The organism is Plastoroseomonas hellenica, from assembly GCF_018129085.1.
Taxonomy (GTDB): domain Bacteria; phylum Pseudomonadota; class Alphaproteobacteria; order Acetobacterales; family Acetobacteraceae; genus Plastoroseomonas; species Plastoroseomonas hellenica.
Map to the genome: position 1 here is coordinate 1 of NZ_JAAGBB010000058.1, position 19,740 is coordinate 19,740.

Genomic DNA, 19,740 nt, shown 5'->3' on the forward strand with positions numbered 1-19,740 from the left:
ACCGGCATCGCGACCGCCGCCGGGCCGGCGGCGGTGATCGAAGCCGCGTCCCGCCCGGCCGACTGGACCATGGCGGCGATCGTCGGCGCCGCCGGGCTGCATCCGACGCTGGCCGCACTCGCCCGCGGCGGCGCGCTGGCGCTTGCCAACAAGGAGAGCATGGTCTGCGCGGGCGAGGTGGTGCTGGCCGAGGCCGCCCGCGCCGGCGCCACCATCCTGCCGGTCGATTCCGAGCACAACGCCATCTTCCAGGCGCTCTGCGGCCAGGATCCGGCGTGCGTCGAGCGGATCTTCCTGACCGCCTCCGGCGGCCCCTTCCGGCAGATGTCGCTGGCGGAGATGGCCGGCGTCACGCCGCAGATGGCGATGCGCCACCCGGTCTGGTCGATGGGCGCCAAGATCAGCATCGACAGCGCCACCATGATGAACAAGGGGCTCGAGGTCATCGAGGCGGCGCGGCTCTTCGCCCTGCCGGGCGAGCGGATCGACGTGCTGGTGCACCCGCAATCGGCGGTGCATGGCCTGGTGCAGTACGTGGATGGCTCGCTGCTCGGCCAGCTCGGCACGCCGGACATGCGGACCCCGATCGCCCATGCGCTCGCCTGGCCGGACCGCATGCCGGTCGCGGTGCCCCGGCTGGACCTGATCGCCCTCGGCCGGCTCGACTTCCTGGCGCCCGACCCGGGGCGCTTCCCGGCGCTCCGGCTCTGCCGGGACGCCTTGCACGCCGGTGGCGGCGCCCCCACCATATTGAACGCGGCGAATGAGGCCGCGGTCGGCCGGTTCCTCGCGGGATCGCTCGGCTTCCTCGATATCGCGGCGGTGGTGGAGGAGACGCTGGCGCGCCTCGGCCATCGCGCCATCGCCGGGCTCGACGCCGTGATCGCCCTCGACGCGGAAGCGCGGGCCATGGCGGATACCATCGCCACGCGCCGCGCGGCGTGACCCGACCGGAAGAGACCCCGTGGATCTGATCCCCGACAGCCTCCGCACCCTGCTCGCCTTCGTCGTCGTGCTGGGGGTGCTGATCTTCATCCATGAGCTCGGCCACTATCTCGCGGCCCGCTGGCGCGGGGTGCATGTGGAGCGCTTCTCGGTCGGCTTCGGCCGGGCGCTGGCGAATTGGACCGACCGCCACGGCACCGAATGGCGCATCGGCTGGCTGCCGCTCGGCGGCTATGTGAAGCTGCATGGGCAGGAGCAGCCGGGCGATGTGAGCGAGGAGGAGCGCGCGGCGTGGCGGCCGGGTGGCACCTTCCATGACAAGCCGGTGCTGGATCGCGCTATCGTCGTGGCGGCCGGCCCGATCGCGAACTTCGTGCTTGCGGCGGTGCTGTTCGCGGGGCTCTTCGCCTTCCATGGCCGCCCGATGAATGACGGCGCCACCACGATCGGGACGGTGGTGGAGGGCTCGGCCGCCGCCGGTGCCGGCCTGCTGCCCGGCGACCGCGTGCTGGCGCTCGACGACGAAGCCGTGACGCGGTTTGAGCAGATCCAGCGCCATGTGCAGCCGCGCGCCGGCCAGCCGATCGCCATCCGCATTCAGCGCGACGGTGCCGAACGCAGCCTGACCGTCACGCCGACGCCGCGCGCCGCCGACGGGCAGGGCGTGCTCGGCATCGCCGGCGGCGCGGTGAGTTTCGAGCGCCTGGATCCCCTGACCGCCGTGGTCGCCGGCATCACCCACACCGGCGACATCGTCGTGCAGACCCTGGCCGGGCTCTGGCAGATGATCGCCGGGCAGCGCGGCACCGAGGAGCTGGGCGGCCCGCTCCGGATCGCGCAGCTCTCCGGCCAGGTGGCGGAGCTGGGCCTGGTGCCGCTGATATCCCTGATCGCGGTCCTCTCCGTGAACCTGGCCCTGATCAACCTGTTCCCGATCCCGGTGCTCGATGGCGGCCACCTTATGTTCTATGCGGCGGAGGCGATCCGCGGCCGCCCGGTGCCGCCGCGCGCCCAGGAGATCGGCTTCCGCGCGGGGTTTGCGGTGCTGATCGCGCTGTTCGTCTTCGCGACCTGGAACGACCTGACCCAGTTCGGGCTGTTCCGCTGGGTGGCGGGGCTCGCCGGCTAGAGGGTGACGACCTGAGGCCAGTTCGGCCGAAAAGTCTGATTCACGCGATCAGACCAAATGGCCAGACCATGATCGCTGCCGCTTGAACCGATCATGGTCTGCGTGTTTCCGGCCCGCTTGCGGGTCGGAAATCTTTTTTGACGAAGGACTTGTCCCGCGAGGCTCCCCTGGGAAGCCGGAGGGGTGGCAGTGCCTTGCCCTTCCGGTTAGTGTGCCGCCGCCTCAACCCCTCCCTGACAGGCCCGAGTCGTTTGCACGCATCACGCGCCCTTCTGCTCGCTTCCGTCGCGCTTCTGCCGACAATTGTCGAAGCGCAGTCGCCGCCCCGTCCAGCAAGCCCGCCACCAGCGCGCTCGGCGACTGAGCCGGCGCGCGTGGCGGCACCGGCCACCGGCGCCCGCATCACCGCGATCGATGTGCAGGGCAACCAGCGCATCGAGGCTGACACGGTGCGCAGCTACATGCTGGTGCAGGTCGGCGGCGTTGCCGATTCCGACGCGCTGGACCGCAGCCTGCGCGCGCTCTTCGCGACCGGCCTGTTCCGGGACATCGAGATCACGCCGCAGGGCAACCGCGTCCTGGTGCGTGTGGTCGAGAACCCGATCGTCAACCGCATCGCCTTCGAGGGCAACCGCCGCGTCTCCGAGGAGATCATCCGCGCGGAGGTGCAACTCCGCCCGCGTTCGGTCTTCACCCCGGCCGCGGCGCAGGCGGACCGCCAGCGGATCCTCGACCTCTATGCCCGCCGCGGCCGCTTCGCCGCGCGCGTCGAGCCGAAGGTCATCGAGCTCGACCAGAATCGCGTCGACCTCGTCTACGAGATCACCGAGGGCGAGATCGCGCTGATCGCGAGCATCAACTTCGTCGGCAACAGTGCCTTCTCCGACAGCCGCCTGGGCGAGGTGGTGTCGTCGCGCGAGAGCGCCTGGTACCGCATCCTCTCGACCTCCGACACCTATGAGCCGGAGCGTCTGAATTTCGACCGCGAGCTGCTGCGCCGCTTCTACCTGCGCCAGGGCTATGCCGATGCACAGGTCACCGGCGCCACGGCCGAGCTGGCACCCGACCGCAGCGGCTTCTTCGTCACCTATACGGTCAGCGAAGGCGAGCGCTACCGCTTCGGGGCCATCACCGTGGACAGCCGGGTGCGCAACCTGGATGCCGCCACGGTCCGCGGCGAGATCCCGATCGTCGAAGGCGACTGGTATGACGGTGATGCGCTGGAACGCGCCACCAACGCGCTGACCGACACGCTCGCCACCCGCGGCTTCCCCTTCGCCGAGGTCAATCCGCGGGTGACGCGCGACAGCGAAGGCCGCACGATCGCCATCGCCTTCGAGATCACCGAAGGCCAGCGCAACTACATCGAGCGCATCGACATCACCGGCAACACCCGCACCCAGGACCGGGTGATCCGGCGGGAGTTCCGCGTCGCCGAAGGCGATCCGGTGAATGCGACGCTGGTGCGTCGTTCGCGCGAACGTATCCGGGCGCTCGGCTATTTCGGCGACGTGCAGATCAATGCGAGCCCGGGCAGCGCGCCTGACCGCGTCATCCTGACCACCCAGATCCAGGAACGCTCGACCGGCGAGGTCTCGTTGGGTGGCGGCTATGCGACCGACGCCGGCGTGCTGGCCGATATCGGCCTGCGCGAGCGCAACCTGCTCGGCACCGGCATCGACGCGCGCATCAACGCGACGCTCGGCCAGCGGCGCAGCCAGCTCGATCTGTCGGTGACCGATCCGCAGTTCCTCGACCGCAACCTCGCGGCCGGCGCCGATGCCTTCCTGATCCAGCGCGACCTGACCGACATCGCGAGCTACGAGGAACGCCGCATCGGCTTCACGCTGCGGATGGGCTACGAGTTCAACGAGTATCTGCGCCAGTCGCTGTCCTATACGCTGATGAACCGCCGCATCTACAACGTGGCCAGCGATGCCTCGCGCTTCGTCCGCGAGCAGGCGGGCAGCACGCTGCTGTCGCAGGTCAGCCAGACGCTGACCTATGACCGCCGCGACGACCGCATCGAGCCGCGTTCGGGCTATGTCGTCCGCCTCGGCACCGATGTCGCCGGCCTCGGCGGCGATGTCTCCTATCTGCGCACGCGCCTGGATGGGAATCTCTACATCCCGCTCGAGCGGCTGTTCGGCGACCGCGACTACGTGCTGGCGATCTCCGCCGGCATCGGTCAGTTGACCCCCTTCGGCGGCAAGGAAGACCGCATCGTCGACCGCTTCTTCCTCGGCGGCGAGAACCTGCGCGGCTTCCAGGTCGGCGGCGCCGGCCCGCGCGACATCACGACCAGCGACAGCCTCGGCGGCCGGACGCTGATCACCCAGACCACCGAGTTCCGCTTCCCGCTGCCGGTTTCGGCCGATCTCGGCCTGACCGGACGGGTTTTTGCCGATGTGGGCATGAACTATGGCCTGCCGGGCAGCGTTAGCGGCCCCGAGGTGCGCAACAGCTCCTCGCCCAGGGTCGGTGCTGGTGTCGGCATCTCCTGGCGCAGCCCACTCGGCCTGATCAACATCGATATCGCGCAGGCCGTGGTGAAGGAATCCTACGACGAGACGCAGGTGTTCCGCATCGGCTTCGGCACGCGGTTCTGAACGACGAGAAAGACCACGCATATGGCCCGTAGATTTGCCCTTCTGCTTGCGGGCGTGCTCGCTGCTTCCCCGGCTCTCGCGCAGCAGCAGCCCGAATGGTTCGTGCCCGGCGGCCAGGGCGGCGGTCAGCGTCCCCCGGGCGCCCAGCCACAGCAGCCACAGCGCCCGCCGCAGGGCCAGACGCAGCGTCCGCAGCAGCCTCGCCCGGGGCAGCCCCCCCGCACCGATGGCCCGCAGCCCCTGCCGGCCGGGCAGCAGCCCCCGGCCGCGGTGATCGGCGTGGTGGATGTGCCCGAGGTGCAGCGCGTCTCCACCGCCTTCGCCCAGGTGCGCGAGGAAATCGAGCGCCGGCGCACCCGGCTGAATGACGACCTGCAGCGCGAGCAGCTCCGCTGGCGAGAGGAGCAGCAGCGCCTCGCCGCCGATCGTCCGACCCTGAACCCGGACCAGCTCCGCAATCGGGAGCGGGAGCTGCAGGACCGCATCACCGATGCGCAGCGCGTCTTCCGCGATCGCCAGCGCAACATCGAACAGGCAGCGCAGCAATCCCTGTCGCAGATCGAGCAGGCGCTCGGCGTGGTGATCCGCCAGGTCGCCTCCAGCCGCAGCGTGAACATGATCCTGCCGCGCGGCGTGATCATCTTCAACGAGGCGGGCTTCGACCTGACCGAAGAGGTCGCGCAGAAGCTGAACGAGGCGATCCAACGCGTCGCGATCCCGCCCGAGGAGGGTGCGACGCCCGCCGCGGCGGCGCCGACGCCGCCGGCCAACCCGCCCCCCGCGCGCCCGACAGCGCCCGCGACGCCACCCCGGCGGAACTGACGCGATGGCGGCCGATCCTCGCTTCTTCGAGGTGACCGGTCCGCACAGCCTCGCCGTCATCGCCGAAGTCGCCGGTGGCCGCTTCGAGGGCGATGGCGGCCGCCTGTTCGCCGGCATCGGTTCCCTGCCGTCGGCGACCCCGGACCAGGTGAGCTTCCTCGACAACCGTCGCTACGTCGATGCGCTGGAGACGACGCGGGCCGGCGCGGTGGTGGTGGACGAGGCCATGCTGGAGCGGGTGCCCGCCGGCTGCGTGCCTATCGTGGCCAAGCAGCCGGCGATCGGCTTCGCGCGGGTGGCGCTGCTGTTCCATCCACCGGCACCGCGGCGCCCCGGCATCCACCCGACCGCGGTGATCGGCGAAGGCGCCAGCATCGGCGAAGGCACCGAGATCGGGCCCTATGCCGTGGTGGGCGAGGGGGCTTCGATCGGGCCGGACTCCCTCGTCGAGCCGCATGCGGTGGTGGGGCGCGGCGTCGTGCTTGGCGCACGGGCGCGAATTCACAATCATGCGAGCATCACCCACACCATCGCCGGCGATGACGTGGTGCTGCATCCGGGCGCCCGTGTCGGCAATGAAGGCTTCGGCTTCACCACCGATCCCGCGAGCGGGCGCTATGTCACCATGCCGCAACTCGGGCGTGTCGTCCTGGGCGACGGGGTCGAGGTCGGGGCCAATGTCACGATCGACCGCGGCGCCAGCCTGGACACTGAGATCGGCGCTGGGACCCGCATCGACAACCTGGTGCAGATCGGCCACAACGTGCGCACCGGCCAGGGCTGCGTGCTGGTCGCGCAGGTGGGCATCTCGGGCTCCTCGACGCTTGGCGACCATGTCGTCCTGGCGGGTCAGGCCGGGGTCGCGGGGCACCTGACCATTGGATCGGGGGCCCGTATCGGCGCGCAGGCCGGCGTGATGAAGGACGTGGCGCCCGGGATGGACGTGGCAGGGCTGCCGGCGAAGCCGGCGAGAGATCATTGGCGCGAAGTGGCGGCGCTGCGCCGCATTGCCGGGAACGGCCCCTTGACCCGGATGGAGACGGCCGGCGCGCCAAGCGCCGCCGCGGGGCGGAACGACAGGAAACAGGGACGGGACTAGCCTGGCATGGATACCGACGAGGCACAGCAGGTGGCGCCGCGGGAGACACTGGACGCCTTCGACATCGCGCGGATCATGCGCGCGATCCCGCATCGCTACCCGTTCCTGCTGGTCGACCGCATCGTCGATGTGAAGCTCGAGGAGAGCTGCGTCGGCATCAAGAACGTCACCGTCAACGAGAATTTCTTCCAGGGACATTTCCCGGCGGCGCCCGTGATGCCGGGCGTGCTCATCATCGAGTGCATGGCCCAGACCGCCGCGGTGCTGGTGGTCGAGAGCCTGGGTACCAACGCCTATGGACGGCTGGTGTATTTCATGACCATCGACAACGCGAAGTTCCGCAAGCCCGTCGTGCCCGGCGACCAGTTGCGCGTGCATGTGAAGCGCGAGCGCCGGCGCGGCAATGTCTGGAAGTTCCACGGCGAGGCGAAGGTCGACGGCCAGGTCGTCGCCGAGGCGACCTTCGCCGCCATGATCCTGGATCGCTGAGCGTGGCGATCCATCAGAGTGCGATCGTCAGCCCGGGCGCGCATGTCGCCGAAGGCGCCAGCATCGGCCCTTTCTGCACCGTCGGCCCCAATGTCACCATCGAAGCCGGGGTGGAGCTCATCTCCCACGTCTCCGTGGACGGCCACACCCGGATCGGCGCCGGTGCCAGGATCTTCCCCTATGCGAGCATCGGCCTCGCGCCGCAGGACCTGAAATACAAGAACGAGCCGACGCGCTGCGAGATCGGTCCCCGGACCCTGGTGCGGGAAGGGGCGACCATCCATCGCGGCAGTGTCGGCGGCCATGGCGTCACGACGTTGGGTGCGGACTGCATGATCATGGCGATGGCCCATGTCGCGCATGACTGCACGCTCGCCGACCGGGTGATCCTGGCGAACAACGTGATGCTCGGCGGCCATGTCGAGATCGGCGATACGGTCTTCGTCGGCGGCGGCACCGCCGTGCACCAGTTCGTCCGCATCGGCCGCCAGGCGGTGATCGGCGGCATGAGCGGGGTCGAAGCGGACGTGATCCCCTATGGCTCGGCCATGGGCAACCGGGCGCGGCTGATCGGGCTGAACCTGATCGGCCTGAAGCGCCGCGGCTTCAGCCGACCGGAGATCCACGCGCTGCGTGCCATGTTCCGGCTGCTGTTCCGCGAGCCGGGCATCTTCGCCGATCGCCTGGCCCAGGCCTTGGAGCGCTATCCAGGCGATGCGCAGGTCGCCGAGGTGCTCGCTTTCATCACCGCCGCATCGCGCCGCGGCCTCTGCAAGGCCGGGCGCGACACCGCCGCCGAGGATGAGGACGAGGCTGCCGCATGAATGATGCGGCGTCGCCGCTCGGCATCCTTGCCGGCGGCGGCGAGCTGCCCCGGCGGGTGGCGCGTGCCGCGGCCTCGGCCGGTCGCCCGGTGCGTGTCGTGGTCCTGAACGGCTTCGCGGCGACGGAGGATTTCGCGCCGCACCCCGCGGTCGCGATGCGCTTCGGCCACGCCGCGCGCATGCTCGATTGGCTGCGGGCGGAAGGCGTGCGTCAGGTGGTGATGGCGGGCACCGTCACGCGGCCGTCCATGCTGTCGCTGATGCCGGATGCGGCGACCCTGAAGCTCGCGACGCGCATCGGGCGCGCCGCCTTCGGCGGCGATGACAGCATCCTTCAGGCGGTGATCCGGGTGCTGGGCGAGGAAGGGTTCGAGGTGCTCGGCGCCGATAGGCTGCTCAGCGGCCTTACGCCGAAGGCCGGACTGCTGGCAGGGCCAGAGCCGGATGCCGATGCCGTCGCCGATATCGCGCGCGGCTTCGCGGTGGCCGGGGCGCTCGGCGCGCTGGATGTCGGGCAGGCGGTCGTGGTGCAGCAGGGGTTGGTGCTCGGTGTCGAGGCGATCGAGGGCACCGACGCGCTGCTCGCGCGGGTCGGCCCGCTGCGGCGGGAGGGGCCGGGCGGCGTGCTGGTGAAGCGGGTGAAGCCGGGCCAGTCGCGCCTCGCGGATCTGCCGACGATCGGGCCGCGCACGGTGGCCGGCGCGGCCGCCGCGGGGCTGCGCGGCTTGGCGATCGAGGCGAACGGCACCATCGTGATGGAACGCGCCGCGACGGTCGCGGCGGCGGAGGCGGCGGGGCTCTTTCTGCTTGCCCTCCATGCGGATGATGTTGGCGGCAGCGAGCGTTAGCACGCTCACTGCCCCTCAGGCGCGGGCCGTCCGGCCCGCTTGGCTATCGCCGCCTGATATGGAAGGCGCGCCGCACGGCGCTACCGGCGGGCCGCATTCGCGGCCTCGGATCGGTCAAGGGACCGATCCGTTGCTATGAGAAGGGGAATGACCATGGCGGGACGGATGCTGCACACCATGATCCGGGTCGGTGACCTGGATCGGAGCGTCGCCTTCTACACGAAGCTGCTCGGCATGAAGGAGCTGCGCCGCCGCGACGTGCCGGACGGCAAGTACACGCTGGTCTTCGTCGGCTACGCCGACGAGAACGAGCAGGCGGTCATCGAGCTGACTTACAACTACGGCGTCGAGAAATATGAAATGGGCACTGGCTTCGGCCATCTCGCGGTCGGCGTGCCGGATGTGGCCGCCGCCTGCGAGGCGGTGCGTGCCGGCGGCGGCAAGGTGACGCGGGAGGCGGGTCCGGTGAAGTTCGGCACCACCATCATCGCCTTCGTGGAAGATCCCGACGGCTACAAGATCGAGCTGATCCAGCGCGGCTGACGCGCGCCGGTTGGAGCGAATCCCGTCCGGGTGGATCCACCCGGACGGGCCAAACCTTTGCATGGAAAGAAAGCTGAAGCCGGCTGGCGCGCGGCAGCTCCAGCGCCGCCCGTTCAGGCGGCGTTGGTCACCTGCGGCCGCGAGCGGCGGCGGCGTGGCGGTGGCGTCTCCATCGGCGCGGCGGCGGTCGCCATCTGGCGCGCGGCCAGGCCGAGCTCCATCCAGGACCCGTAGGTCATGGGTGGGATCGTCAATTCCTCCGGCAGATGCGGCAAGGCAGGAGCCTTGCTGCGGCTCGGTTTACCGCTTTCCGGTGTGCTGTTTTCCGGCTGGGACATGGCTTCGGTTATCAGAACTCGTGTTGACGCCCGGTTAGCAGGCCAGATCGTGGCCTCGCCAGCGGGGGGCGGTGGGACCAGCCATGCAGGGCCGGCGTGTCGCGCAGCCTTATGCTCGCGATTCCATGGCATGATGATGCTCCGAACGTGACAGCGGAGTGACGCGCTAGAGGGTGCCGATCGACGCCGCGTAGATGGGGCGCGCCACCTCGGCGACCAATGCGCCGTCGCATGGCTGTGTTGTTCATGACGGGATACATAGGCCGGCCAGTGCCCGCCCCACGCACCCCAGAAAAGGGCCGCAGTGGGGCGTGCAAGCGATGGTTTGGGCGCGGCGCCGGCGGTGGCCTGCGCCCCCGCTACACCATGATCCCTTCGCTGCCCGCCGCGCGCAGGATGCGGTTGATCGCCTCCGCCCGGCCGAGCACGGCGAGCACCGCGTCGATCGGCGGGCTGGTCGTGCTGCCGGTCAGCGCGGCACGCAGCGGCTGTGCCACGGCGCCGAGCTTCAACCCCTTCACATCCGCATAGTCGCGCAGCCAGCGATCCAGCTCCTGCCGCTCCCAGGGCGCGTCGGAGAGGAATTGCGCGAGGTCCGCGAGGCGCGCCTTGGCCTCTTCCGTCAACAGCGCCGCCGCCTTGGCGTCCATCGGCGGCGCGCCATCCTGCAGCACGAAGCGGCAGGCGGCGTCGAGCTCCGCGAGGGTCTTCGCGCGCTCCTTCAGATCCGGCATCAGGGCGTGCAGGCGCTCGGCGCCGGTGGTGCCGAAATCGCCGCCCTCCTTGGCCAGGCGCTTCAGCACCATGCGGGTCAGGCGATCGTCATCGGCCTGGCGCAGATAGACCCCGTTGAGATGCGTCAGCTTCGCGTAATCCATGCGCGACGCGCTGCGGCCGACATCCTTGAGATCGAACAGCGCGATGGCCCGCTCGCGCGTGACGACCTCCTCGTCACCATGCCCCCAACCGAGACGCAGCAGGTAGTTGCAGACCGCCTCCGGCAGGAAGCCCTGGGCGTCGAACTCCTTGACGCCGACCGCACCGTGCCGCTTCGAGAGCTTGGCGCCGTCGGCACCATGGATCAGCGGGATATGCGCGAAGTCCGGGCGGCTCCAGCCCATGCCGTCATAGACCATGCATTGCCGGAAGGTGTTGGTCAGGTGGTCGTCGCCGCGGATCACATGGGTGATGCGCATGTCGTGGTCGTCCACCACCACTGCGTGCAGATAGGTGGGCGTACCGTCCGAGCGCAGGATGATCATGTCGTCCAGCTCGGCGTTGGCCACCCGCACCTCGCCCTGAACGAGGTCCTGGACAACGGTCTCGCCGCCGCGCGGCGCCTTGACGCGGATGACCGGGGCAACGCCCTCGGGCGGCGTCGCGCCCTCGATCCAGCGGGAGCCGTCGTATTTGAAGGGGCGCTTCTCGGCCTCGGCGGCGGCACGCATGGCCGCGAGCTCCTCCGGGGTGTCGTAGGCGAGATAGGCGTGCCCCTTCGCCAGCAGCTCACGCGCGACCTCGGCGTGCCGCGCCTCACGCGTGCTCTGGAAGACCGGCGCCTCGTCCGGGGAGAGGTCGAGCCAGGCGAGGCTGTCGATGATCTGCTGCACCGCCTCGGGCGTGCTGCGCTGCTTGTCCGTGTCTTCGATGCGCAGCAGGTACTGGCCGCCATGATGGCGTGCGAAGAGATAGTTGAAGAGCGCCGTGCGGGCGCCGCCGATGTGCAGGAAGCCGGTCGGCGAAGGAGCGAAGCGGGTGCGAACGGTCATGGTGGGGAAATAGAGCAGATCCCGCTCGGGTGGAATCACCCGAACGAGTGAAGATGCCCCTGGCCCGGCGAGGGATCGCCCTTCCGTCCGCCTGCCCGAGGCGGCAGATTGCGCGCGGAGATCGCATTTCCTGTCGCTCAGCCATATCCGCCGATCCGGCTTCGCATGGCCCGCCTGGCCCGTGGCGGCGGTACGCCTGCTCGCCGGGACCTTCGAACGGCAAGGGGAGGCGCTAGCTCCCTGGCTGGCGGTGGCACTCGGCGCCGGCGTGCTGCTCTATTTCGCCGGCAGCACAGAACCCGATCCGGCCTGGCGCTGGCTGGCGCCGCCCCTGATCCTGGCAGCGCCGCTGGCGGCGCGGCGGCACGCCCTGGCGGCCTGGGCGATCGGGCTGGCGGCGGCAGCGGCGCTCGGCTTCGCGGCCGCATCCTGGCACGCGGGACGCGCGCCGCCGGCGATCGAGCCGCCGCGGACCGCCGGCATGGTGTCCGGCGTGGTGCAGGCGGTCGAGCTGCTGCCGGAAGGGCGCCGCATCACGCTCGGGGGCGCCCGGGCCGGAGAGGAAGGGCCCTATCCACGCCTCGTGCGGGTCCGGCTGCGCGCGGATGATCCCGCGCGGCCGCAGCCGGGCGATCGGCTGACCGTCCGGGCCCTGCTGCGCGCGCCTTCGGCGCCGACTCATCCCGGCGCCTGGGATTTCCGGCGCGCCGCCTGGTTCAGCGGGCTCGGCGCCTCCGGCTTCGCGCTGGGACCGGCGAGCATCATGCCTGGCAGCGGGCCCGCGCCGCCCTTCGCCGCGACCCGCGCGGCGATCGAGGCGCGGGTGACCGCGCTGATCCCAGGCCCGGCCGGCGCCATCGCCGCGGCGTTGCTGACCGGCGGCCAAGGGGCGATCCCGCCCCCGGACCTGGCCGCGATGCGCGATTCCGGCCTGGCGCATCTGCTTTCGGTCTCCGGCCTGCACATCGCGATCGTGATGGGGGTCAGCTTCGGCCTGCTGCGCTTCATCATCGCCTGCGTGCCGGCCTTGGCGTTGCGCAGCGACGGGCGGCTCTGGCCCTCGCTCGGGGGGCTGGTGGCTGGGGGCGCCTATATGCTGCTGACCGGGCTGCAGGTGCCGATGCTGCGCAGCTTCGCGATGGCGGCGCTGGTGACGCTGGGCCTGATGCTGGGACGGCGGGCGCTGTCGCCGCGCGTGCTGGCTGTCGCCGCCGCGGTGGTGCTGCTCGTGCAGCCGGACGCCGTGCTCGGTCCCAGCTTCCAGATGAGCTTCGCCGCGGTGCTGGCCCTGATCGCGGGGTATGAAGCGCTGCGCCCGCTGCTGCCGGCGCCGCGGGGCCGGCAGGGCGCCCTGGCGGGCCTCGCGCGCCGCGCGGCGCTGGTGTTGCTCGGGCTGGTGCTGACCAGCCTGCTCGCCGGCGCGGCGACCATGCCCTTCGGCCTGCACCATTTCGGGCGGGCGCAGCTCTACGGCATGGCGGCGAACGCGGTGGCGGTGCCGCTCACCTCGCTGCTGGTGATGCCGGCGGGGATGCTCGCTCTGGCGCTCATGCCGCTCGGGCTGGATGCCTGGCCGCTCGCGGTCATGGGCTGGGGATGCGAGGCGGTGCTGGCGGTCGCCCGCCTGGTCGCGGCGTGGCCCGGCGCCGCGCTACCGATGCGCCCGATCCCGGCCGGGGGATTGCTGGTCGCGAGCTTCGGCTTCCTGCTGCTCTGCCTGTGGCGCGGCCGCTGGCGGCTGCTCGGGGTGCCGGTGATGGCCGCGGGTCTCGCGGCGGGGGTGATGGTGCGGCCGCCAGACATCCTGATCTCGGCCGATGCACGGGTGATCATGCTGCGGGCGGGGGAGGAGGTCTTCCTGTTGCGCGGGCCGGGCGGCAGCGCCTTCGTGCGCGATGCCTTCCTGCGTGCCTTCGGTGTGCCCGGCGCGATCGCGCTGCCAACGGTCGGGGAGGTGCCGCCGCTGACCTGCACCGCGGAGGCCTGCCGGCTGGCGCCCGATCCCGGCGTGGCCGCATTGCTGATCCGCAGCGGCGCCACGGCCGGCCGCTGCGGGGAGGCGGCGGTGCTGGTCTCGCCCGAGCCTCTCCGCCCGCGTTGCCACGATGCGGTGTCGGTCGACCGCTTCAGCGTCTGGCGCGAAGGACCGCACGCCATCTGGTTGCGGCCGGAAGGGGCCATCGTGCTCTCCGACCGCGCGCATCGCGGCGACCGTCCCTGGGTGCCGGGACCGCCCGCGCCGCGGTCGCGCGGCGAGGCGCTGCCGCCGGCGCCGGTGGAATAGCGCTGCTGCGCTAGCGAAGCAGTAACGCGATCAGGTGTTGATTGCCGGATGCCCGATGCCGGAGACCCCCGCATGACTTTGCCGCCCGACTTCGCGGAGCAGCTTCGCGCCATCATCCGCGCCGAGATCGCGGCCCCAATCGCCGAGCTCAGGGCCTTCGTGGACCGGCGCCTCGCCGAAGTCAGCGCCGAGCTCAGCGCCACCTCCGAGTTGATGGACATGAGCGAGGCAAAGCTCGCCGGCATGATCGGGGAGATCCGGGGGCAGGTCTGCTCCCTGATCGCGGCGCCGGACAGCGCCACCCGCAACAGCGGGCTGGAGCTGGAAGCGGTGGTGGAGGCAACCGAAGCCGCCGCTGACCGCATCCTCGGGGCCGCGGAGACCATCTCCGACAGCCTGGGCGAAATGGCGCGCGGCAGCCGGGACAGCATCGGCCGCATCGAGGACCAGGTGAATGTCATCTTCGAAGCCTGCAGCTTCCAGGACATCACCGGCCAGCGCATCCGCCGCGCAATCCAGCATCTGCGCCATGTCGAGGAGGAGCTGCGCGGTCTGGGCGATACGAAGGTCATGCCGGCCATGGAATTCGCAGCGGGCGCGGTGCCGCATCCTGGCGGCACCGGCCATGACCTGGCTCAGGCCGAGATCGATAGGTTGTTGAATGGGTAGATGCGGGCGCCCCGCGGCCGCAGGCCGCCGCCAGTTTCTGCGGGGCGAGCGTAGCGATGCCCCGGCCGCGAATGCGGCCCCGCGCGCGGCCATCAGCCGCGCCGGGTGCGCACCTGGCAGCGCGTTAGCCAAGGCCGCGGATGCGGCCGCCGGCGCCTGAGGGCAATCAATATTTGCGAAGCAACCCAATGAGCCGGCCCTGCACCTTCACGCGGTCGGGTCCGAAGATGCGGGTCTCGTAGCGCGGATTGGCGGCTTCGAGCGCGATCGAGTTGCCGCGCCGGCGCAGGCGCTTCAGCGTCACCTCGTTCTCGTCCACCAGGGCGACCACGATGCTGCCATTCTCCGCCGTGTCGCCCCGGCGGATGATAACGGTGTCGCCGTCCAGGATGCCGGCATCGATCATCGAATCGCCGGCGACCTCCAGTGCATAATGCTCACCGCTCCCGAGCAGTGCGGCCGGCACCTCGACCGAGCTGCCCTGGTCGCGCAGCGCCTCGATCGGCAGGCCCGCGGCGATGCGGCCATAGAGCGGCAGGTGCAGCGCCGCTGCTTCATTGGCGGATTTCTGCACGCCCGAGAGGTTGGGCGCGAAATTGCCCCGGATGACATTCGGCGCGAAGGCGGACGCCTCGGGCTCCGGCGCGCGCGCCTCGGCACGCTTGGGGGAGAGGCTCTCGGGAAGGCGGATGACCTCCAGCGCGCGGGCGCGGTGGGCGCGGCGGCGGAGGAAGCCACGCTCCTCCAGCGCCGTGATCAGGCGATGGATGCCGGACTTCGACTTAAGCTTCAGGGCTTCCTTCATCTCCTCGAAGGAGGGGGAGAAGCCGGTCGTGCGTAGGTGCCGGTCGATGAAGATCAGCAGCTCGTGCTGCTTGCGGGTCAGCATGCGTCGGACCTCTCGGCGCCATCTCGCCGCTGCCGGGTCCCCGCGAATCGGGTGAACAAACCGGCAACCAGCCCGCGTGTTCTAGGAAGGTTCCAGAGTCGCAGTCAAACGAATTTCGGCGGTCGGAGGCCGCAGGTATGCCGAAGGCGCTAGTCGGCTACCCGCCGCGCGGCTTCTCAGATGCCGAGATCGGCCAACAGGATCGCCTCGACAACGGCGCCCGCCGGCAATGCCGGTGCGAAGGGCGCGCGCAGGATCAGTGCTTCCGCGCGCGCCAGCGTGGCCAGCATGGAACTGTCCTGCTTCGCGAAGGGCGTCGCGACCAGCCGCCCTTCGGCGTCGGTCGTGAGCGCCGCGCGCAGGTGGTCGAAGCGCTTGTCGTTCTCCGCCAGCGCGCTGCCGGCGCTGACGCGCGCGGTGGGCGGCGCGCCACCCGGCAGGCCGGAGAGCACCGCGAGCGCGGGCAGCAGGAATTGCACGCCACAGACCAGCGCACTGACCGGATTGCCCGGCAAGCCCAGCACCGGCGTCACGCCGAGGCGCCCCCAGATCAGCGGCTTCCCGGGGCGCATCGCGATCTGCCAGAAATCCAGCGCGAAGCCTTCTGGCCCCAGCGCCTTCTGCACCAGGTCATGATCGCCGACGCTGGCGCCCCCGGTGGTCACCAGCAGGTCGCAGGCGCGCGCGGCGCGCGCCGCCTCCGCGATCGCGACGGTGTCGTCGGGTGCGATCGGCAGCACCAGCGGCTCGCCGCCGCCGGCCCGCACCAGGGCCGCGAGCGCATGCGCATTGGAGGAGACGATGCCGCCGGCGGGGATCGGCTCGCCCGGCAGCGCGATCTCGTCGCCGGTCGCGAGGATGCCGATGCGGGGCCGCCGCCGTACGGTGATCCAGGGATGGTTTGCCGCCGCTGCCAGGCCGATGTCGCGGGCGGTCAGCCGGCGTCCTTCCGCGATGAGGACCTCGCCTTCGGCGAAGTCGAGGCCGCGCGGGCGGATCCAGCGGCCGGGCCTCACCGTCTCGGTAGCGGTCACGCGGCCGCCATCCGCCTTGGCATCCTCCTGCAGCAGGATGGCGTCGGCGCCCGGCGGTACGAAGCCGCCGGTGAAGATGCGCACCGCCTCGCCCGGGCCGACGTTGCCGGCATAGGGGTGGCCTGCCGGCGCCTGGCCCGCCTGGCGCAACACCGCGCCTTGGACCGCATCTGCGGCGCGCACCGCATAGCCGTCCATCGCCGAGACATCGGCCGGCGGCTGGGTCAGGCGTGCGGCGACCGGGCGCGCGGTCACCCGGCCCCAGGCCTCCGGCAGCGCGACCGTCTCGGCCGGCGTCGGTGCGAGCGCCGCCAGGATGCGGGTACGAGCCTCCTCGAGCGAAATCATGATGCGGAGAACTCGCCGGACTTGCCGCCGGATTTGTGCACCAGCCGCACCGCCTCGATGCGCATGCCGCGATCGGCCGCCTTGCACATGTCATAGACGGTCAGCGCCGCCACCGTGACCGCGGTCAGCGCCTCCATCTCGACGCCGGTCTGGCCGGTCAGCTTCACCGTCGCCTCGATCTCGACCGCGTCGGGTTCGGCCGGCGTCAGCTCCACCGCGACCTTGGCGAGCATCAGCGGATGGCAAAGCGGGATCAGCTCCGCCGTGCGCTTCGCCGCCATGATGCCGGCGATCCGCGCGACGCCGAGCACATCGCCCTTGCCGTGCTGGCCTTCGACGATCTTCGCCAGCGTCGCCGGCGCCATGACGACGCGTCCGCGCGCCACCGCGACGCGCGTCGTCGCATCCTTGTCCGAGACATCCACCATCGCGGCGCGGCCGGCCGCGTCGAAATGGGTGAAGGTCGGCATCAGGGCCTGCTCCGGAATGGGGCGGTGGCGATCTGGCGAGGCATTTTTCGCTCCTGTCGTGTTGGGCGACGCAGCCGATGCTGGTTGCATCGGCGAGGAGGCCGGCGCGGCAGGGGCGGAAAAGGACCGCCAGATCGCCCCGCGCCCATTCCGGAGCAGGCCCTCAGCCGGCCTGGACCATGGCCCGCGCCGCGCTCTCCACATCCGGCTGGCGCAGCAGGTGCTCGCCGACCAGGATGCAGCGCGCGCCGGCCATCGCCATGCGGCGCACATCCTCGGGCGTGCGGATGCCGCTCTCGGCGACCGGGATGCGGTCCGCCGGCACCAGCGGCGCCAGGCGCTCCGTCGTCGCGATGTCGGTCACGAGGCGCTTCAGGCAGCGGTTGTTCACGCCGATCAGCCGCGTCTCCAGTCCCAGAGCCCGCTCCAGCTCACGCTCATCATGGACCTCGGCGAGCACCGCCATGTCGAGGGAGCGCGCCACCTCCTCCAGCTCGTCGGCCTGGGCGTCGGACAGCCCCGCCATGATCAGCAGGATGGCGTCCGCGCCCATCGCCCGCGATTCGAACACCTGCCAGGGATGGATCATGAAATCCTTGCGCAGTACCGGCAGCTTGCAGGCGGCGCGGGCCTCGATCAGATGCTCGGACGTGCCCTGGAACCAGGGCGTATCGGTCAGCACGGAAAGGCAGGCGGCCCCCGCCGCCTCATAGCTGCGGGCCAGCTCCGCGGGCGAGAAAGGGTCGCGGATCAGCCCGCCGGAGGGCGAGGCGCGCTTGATTTCGGCGATCAGGCCGATGCGGCCCTCCGCGACGGCGTGGCAGAGCGCGCCGGTGAAGTCGCGCTGCGGGCCGGCATCGGCGGCCCGCCTCTCCATCTCCGCCTGCGGCACCGCGGCGGAGCGTTCGCGCACTTCCACCCATTTCTCTTCGATGATGCGGGCGAGGGTGTCCGGAAGGACCGGCACGATCGTGTCGGGGGCAGCGACGTTCATGGGGTAGTGTCCTTGGGGAGGCAGGCTTGGCGAAGGCGCTCCAACACGCCTAGGGCCGCACCGGTGTCGATGGCATGGGCGGCGAGGGCTGCACCCTCGCGAAGATCGGCGGCGCGGCCGGCCACCACAAGGCCGGCGCCCGCATTGAGCCGCACGACATCCCGATAGGGGCCATGCGCGCCTTGCAGAAGTGCAACCAGTGCGGCCGCATTGTGCACCCCGTCGCCGCCTTTCAGCGCGGCCACCTCGGCGCGGGGCAGGCCGGCATCCTCCGGCGTCACCCGGAATTCCCGGATGCCGCCCCGGTCCAGCGCCACGACATGGCTCTCACCGGCGAGGGTCAGCTCGTCGAGGCCCTGGCCATGCACCAGCCAGGCGCTCTCGGTGCCGAGCTCCGCCAGCGTCTCCGCCATCGGGCGTAGCCATTGTGGCGCGAAGGCGCCGGTCATCTGCCGCGTCACCCGCGCCGGGTTCGCCAGCGGGCCGAGCAGGTTGAAGATGGTGCGCGTCCCGAGCTCGACCCGCGGCCCGCTGGCGTGGCGCAGCGCCGCGTGATGGCGCGGCGCCATCAGGAAGACCATGCCGACCTCGCTGAGGATGCCGGGCAGCGCCCCGATCGGGACATCGAGCTCGATGCCGAGCGCCGCGATCGCGTCCGCGGCGCCGGAGCGTGAGGACAGCGCCCGGTTGCCGTGCTTGGCGACCGGCACCCCGGCGCCTGCCACCACGAAGGCCGAAGCCGTCGAGATGTTGAGCGTGCCCGCCGCATCGCCGCCGGTGCCGACGATGTCGATCGCCTCCGCCGGCGCCTCGATCGCGAGCATCCGCGCGCGCATCGCCCGGACAGCGCCGACCATCTCCGGCACCGTCTCCCCGCGCACCCGCATCGCCATCAGCAGGCCGGCGATCTGCGCCGGCGTCGCCTCGCCCTGCATGATGGTGCCGAAGGCGGCCTCGGCCTCTTCCGCGCTCAGCGTCTCGCCTGCGGCGAGGCGGGCGAGCACGGGTTTCAGGCTGGGATCGACCATCGCGCGCTCAGGCCGGCGCCAGCGCCTTGACGCCGGCGAGCGCCAGGAAGTTGCGCAGGATGTCATGGCCATGCGCGGAGGCGATGCTCTCCGGGTGGAACTGCACGCCGTAGATCGGCAAGGTCCGGTGCGCGAGGCCCATCACGATGCCATTCTCCGTCCAGGCGGTCGCGACCAGATCCGCCGGCAAGCTCTCCCGCTGCACCACCAGTGAATGATAGCGCGTGGCGCGGAACGGGGAGGGCAGTCCCGCGAAGACATCGCTGCCCCCATGATGGATGTCCCAGACCTTGCCATGCACTGGCTCCGGCGCCCGCACCACCTCGGCGCCCAGCGCCTGGCCGATCGCCTGGTGACCCAGGCACACCCCCAGCACCGGCAGCTTCGCCTCCGCCGCCAGGCCGATCAGCGGCAGGCAGATGCCGGCCTGGTCCGGGGTGCAAGGGCCGGGCGAAAGCACCACCGCCTGCGGCTCCATCGCCAGCACGGCCTGCGGATCGATGGCATCGTTGCGCCGGACCACCACCTCCGCCCCCAGATCACCCAGGAAGTGCCAGAGGTTGAAGGTGAAACTGTCGTAATTGTCGATCAGCAAGATCATGCCGCGAT

General features: G+C 71.0%; 19 protein-coding genes. 11 read left to right on the plus strand and 8 right to left on the minus strand.

The genetic code is table 11. The features are described 5' to 3' along the window. From dxr to gloA, 9 genes are all read left to right on the plus strand, one after another. The coding region (dxr, locus tag GXW71_RS29185) for a 1-deoxy-D-xylulose-5-phosphate reductoisomerase (RefSeq protein ID WP_211856241.1) at positions 1 to 945 on the plus strand (945 nt) is incomplete at its 5' end. 28 nt (positions 946 to 973) lie between these two features. Then, complete coding sequence (gene rseP, locus GXW71_RS29190) at positions 974 to 2,074, plus strand: RIP metalloprotease RseP (protein ID WP_211856267.1); 1,101 nt, start codon at positions 974 to 976, stop codon at positions 2,072 to 2,074. Positions 2,075 to 2,448: 374 nt separating this feature from the next. Further along, positions 2,449 to 4,683 (plus strand): outer membrane protein assembly factor BamA, encoded by a 2,235-nt coding sequence (bamA, locus tag GXW71_RS29195; RefSeq protein ID WP_367617395.1) that lies wholly within the window; start codon positions 2,449 to 2,451, stop codon positions 4,681 to 4,683. 21 nt (positions 4,684 to 4,704) lie between these two features. After that, complete coding sequence (locus tag GXW71_RS29200; protein WP_211856243.1) at positions 4,705 to 5,505, plus strand: OmpH family outer membrane protein; 801 nt, start codon at positions 4,705 to 4,707, stop codon at positions 5,503 to 5,505. 4 nt (positions 5,506 to 5,509) lie between these two features. Beyond that, complete coding sequence (lpxD, locus tag GXW71_RS29205) at positions 5,510 to 6,604, plus strand: UDP-3-O-(3-hydroxymyristoyl)glucosamine N-acyltransferase (protein ID WP_211856244.1); 1,095 nt, start codon at positions 5,510 to 5,512, stop codon at positions 6,602 to 6,604. Positions 6,605 to 6,610: 6 nt separating this feature from the next. Further along, positions 6,611 to 7,093: a 3-hydroxyacyl-ACP dehydratase FabZ gene (fabZ, locus tag GXW71_RS29210; RefSeq protein WP_211856245.1), complete on the plus strand. Its 483-nt coding sequence runs from the start codon at positions 6,611 to 6,613 to the stop codon at positions 7,091 to 7,093. Next, positions 7,090 to 7,917 carry an acyl-ACP--UDP-N-acetylglucosamine O-acyltransferase gene (gene lpxA / locus GXW71_RS29215; protein WP_211856268.1) on the plus strand — a complete coding sequence of 276 codons (828 nt, stop codon included), beginning with the start codon at positions 7,090 to 7,092 and terminating at the stop codon, positions 7,915 to 7,917. The genes fabZ and lpxA overlap by 4 nt, the downstream gene beginning before the upstream one ends. Then, a complete protein-coding gene (locus GXW71_RS29220) occupies positions 7,914 to 8,765 on the plus strand; it encodes an LpxI family protein (RefSeq protein WP_211856246.1) in 852 nt (283 codons plus the stop codon). The genes lpxA and GXW71_RS29220 overlap by 4 nt, the downstream gene beginning before the upstream one ends. Before the next feature lie 153 nt (positions 8,766 to 8,918). After that, the gene (gene gloA, locus GXW71_RS29225) at positions 8,919 to 9,308 is read left to right on the plus strand and encodes a lactoylglutathione lyase (protein WP_211856269.1); all 390 of its coding nucleotides are present in this window, start codon (positions 8,919 to 8,921) and stop codon (positions 9,306 to 9,308) included. Between the two features lie 113 nt (positions 9,309 to 9,421). On the opposite strand, the gene GXW71_RS35325 is transcribed toward gloA, so the two are convergent. Both GXW71_RS35325 and gltX read right to left on the minus strand, forming a co-directional pair. Beyond that, positions 9,422 to 9,547 carry a hypothetical protein gene (locus GXW71_RS35325; RefSeq protein ID WP_281417444.1) on the minus strand — a complete coding sequence of 42 codons (126 nt, stop codon included), beginning with the start codon at positions 9,545 to 9,547 and terminating at the stop codon, positions 9,422 to 9,424. A gap of 458 nt (positions 9,548 to 10,005) precedes the next feature. Next, a complete protein-coding gene (gene gltX / locus GXW71_RS29230) occupies positions 10,006 to 11,415 on the minus strand; it encodes a glutamate--tRNA ligase (RefSeq protein ID WP_211856247.1) in 1,410 nt (469 codons plus the stop codon). 181 nt (positions 11,416 to 11,596) lie between these two features. Here gltX and GXW71_RS29235 point away from each other — a divergent pair, with 181 nt between their 5' ends. Both GXW71_RS29235 and GXW71_RS29240 read left to right on the plus strand, forming a co-directional pair. Next, positions 11,597 to 13,699 (plus strand): ComEC/Rec2 family competence protein, encoded by a 2,103-nt coding sequence (locus GXW71_RS29235; RefSeq protein ID WP_367617396.1) that lies wholly within the window; start codon positions 11,597 to 11,599, stop codon positions 13,697 to 13,699. A gap of 72 nt (positions 13,700 to 13,771) precedes the next feature. Further along, positions 13,772 to 14,368 (plus strand): hypothetical protein, encoded by a 597-nt coding sequence (locus GXW71_RS29240; RefSeq protein WP_211856248.1) that lies wholly within the window; start codon positions 13,772 to 13,774, stop codon positions 14,366 to 14,368. A gap of 166 nt (positions 14,369 to 14,534) precedes the next feature. Here GXW71_RS29240 and lexA read toward each other — a convergent pair whose 3' ends face one another. From lexA to GXW71_RS29270, 6 genes are all read right to left on the minus strand, one after another. Further along, complete coding sequence (gene lexA / locus GXW71_RS29245) at positions 14,535 to 15,257, minus strand: transcriptional repressor LexA (protein ID WP_211856249.1); 723 nt, start codon at positions 15,255 to 15,257, stop codon at positions 14,535 to 14,537. 176 nt (positions 15,258 to 15,433) lie between these two features. Continuing rightward, positions 15,434 to 16,639: a molybdopterin molybdotransferase MoeA gene (locus GXW71_RS29250; protein ID WP_211856250.1), complete on the minus strand. Its 1,206-nt coding sequence runs from the start codon at positions 16,637 to 16,639 to the stop codon at positions 15,434 to 15,436. After that, the gene (moaC, locus tag GXW71_RS29255) at positions 16,636 to 17,109 is read right to left on the minus strand and encodes a cyclic pyranopterin monophosphate synthase MoaC (protein ID WP_211856251.1); all 474 of its coding nucleotides are present in this window, start codon (positions 17,107 to 17,109) and stop codon (positions 16,636 to 16,638) included. The genes GXW71_RS29250 and moaC overlap by 4 nt, the downstream gene beginning before the upstream one ends. A gap of 163 nt (positions 17,110 to 17,272) precedes the next feature. After that, entirely contained in the window at positions 17,273 to 18,103 is an 831-nt protein-coding gene (gene trpC / locus GXW71_RS29260; protein WP_211856252.1) for an indole-3-glycerol phosphate synthase TrpC, read from the minus strand. Beyond that, positions 18,100 to 19,131 carry an anthranilate phosphoribosyltransferase gene (trpD, locus tag GXW71_RS29265; RefSeq protein ID WP_211856253.1) on the minus strand — a complete coding sequence of 344 codons (1,032 nt, stop codon included), beginning with the start codon at positions 19,129 to 19,131 and terminating at the stop codon, positions 18,100 to 18,102. The genes trpC and trpD overlap by 4 nt, the downstream gene beginning before the upstream one ends. Before the next feature lie 7 nt (positions 19,132 to 19,138). Next, positions 19,139 to 19,732 (minus strand): anthranilate synthase component II, encoded by a 594-nt coding sequence (locus GXW71_RS29270; protein ID WP_211856254.1) that lies wholly within the window; start codon positions 19,730 to 19,732, stop codon positions 19,139 to 19,141. Positions 19,733 to 19,740: the final 8 nt, after the last annotated feature.

Coding starts and splice junctions, on each gene's coding strand:
- GXW71_RS29200 (WP_211856243.1), top strand. CDS start 4,705: ATGGCCCGTAGATTTGCCCTTCTGCTTGCGGGCGTGCTCGCTGCTTCC.
- lpxD (WP_211856244.1), top strand. CDS start 5,510: ATGGCGGCCGATCCTCGCTTCTTCGAGGTGACCGGTCCGCACAGCCTC.
- fabZ (WP_211856245.1), top strand. CDS start 6,611: ATGGATACCGACGAGGCACAGCAGGTGGCGCCGCGGGAGACACTGGAC.
- GXW71_RS29220 (WP_211856246.1), top strand. CDS start 7,914: ATGAATGATGCGGCGTCGCCGCTCGGCATCCTTGCCGGCGGCGGCGAG.
- gloA (WP_211856269.1), top strand. CDS start 8,919: ATGGCGGGACGGATGCTGCACACCATGATCCGGGTCGGTGACCTGGAT.
- GXW71_RS35325 (WP_281417444.1), bottom strand. CDS start 9,547: ATGACCTACGGGTCCTGGATGGAGCTCGGCCTGGCCGCGCGCCAGATG.
- gltX (WP_211856247.1), bottom strand. CDS start 11,415: ATGACCGTTCGCACCCGCTTCGCTCCTTCGCCGACCGGCTTCCTGCAC.
- GXW71_RS29240 (WP_211856248.1), top strand. CDS start 13,772: ATGACTTTGCCGCCCGACTTCGCGGAGCAGCTTCGCGCCATCATCCGC.
- lexA (WP_211856249.1), bottom strand. CDS start 15,257: ATGCTGACCCGCAAGCAGCACGAGCTGCTGATCTTCATCGACCGGCAC.
- GXW71_RS29250 (WP_211856250.1), bottom strand. CDS start 16,639: ATGATTTCGCTCGAGGAGGCTCGTACCCGCATCCTGGCGGCGCTCGCA.
- moaC (WP_211856251.1), bottom strand. CDS start 17,109: ATGCCGACCTTCACCCATTTCGACGCGGCCGGCCGCGCCGCGATGGTG.
- trpC (WP_211856252.1), bottom strand. CDS start 18,103: ATGAACGTCGCTGCCCCCGACACGATCGTGCCGGTCCTTCCGGACACC.
- trpD (WP_211856253.1), bottom strand. CDS start 19,131: ATGGTCGATCCCAGCCTGAAACCCGTGCTCGCCCGCCTCGCCGCAGGC.
- GXW71_RS29270 (WP_211856254.1), bottom strand. CDS start 19,732: ATGATCTTGCTGATCGACAATTACGACAGTTTCACCTTCAACCTCTGG.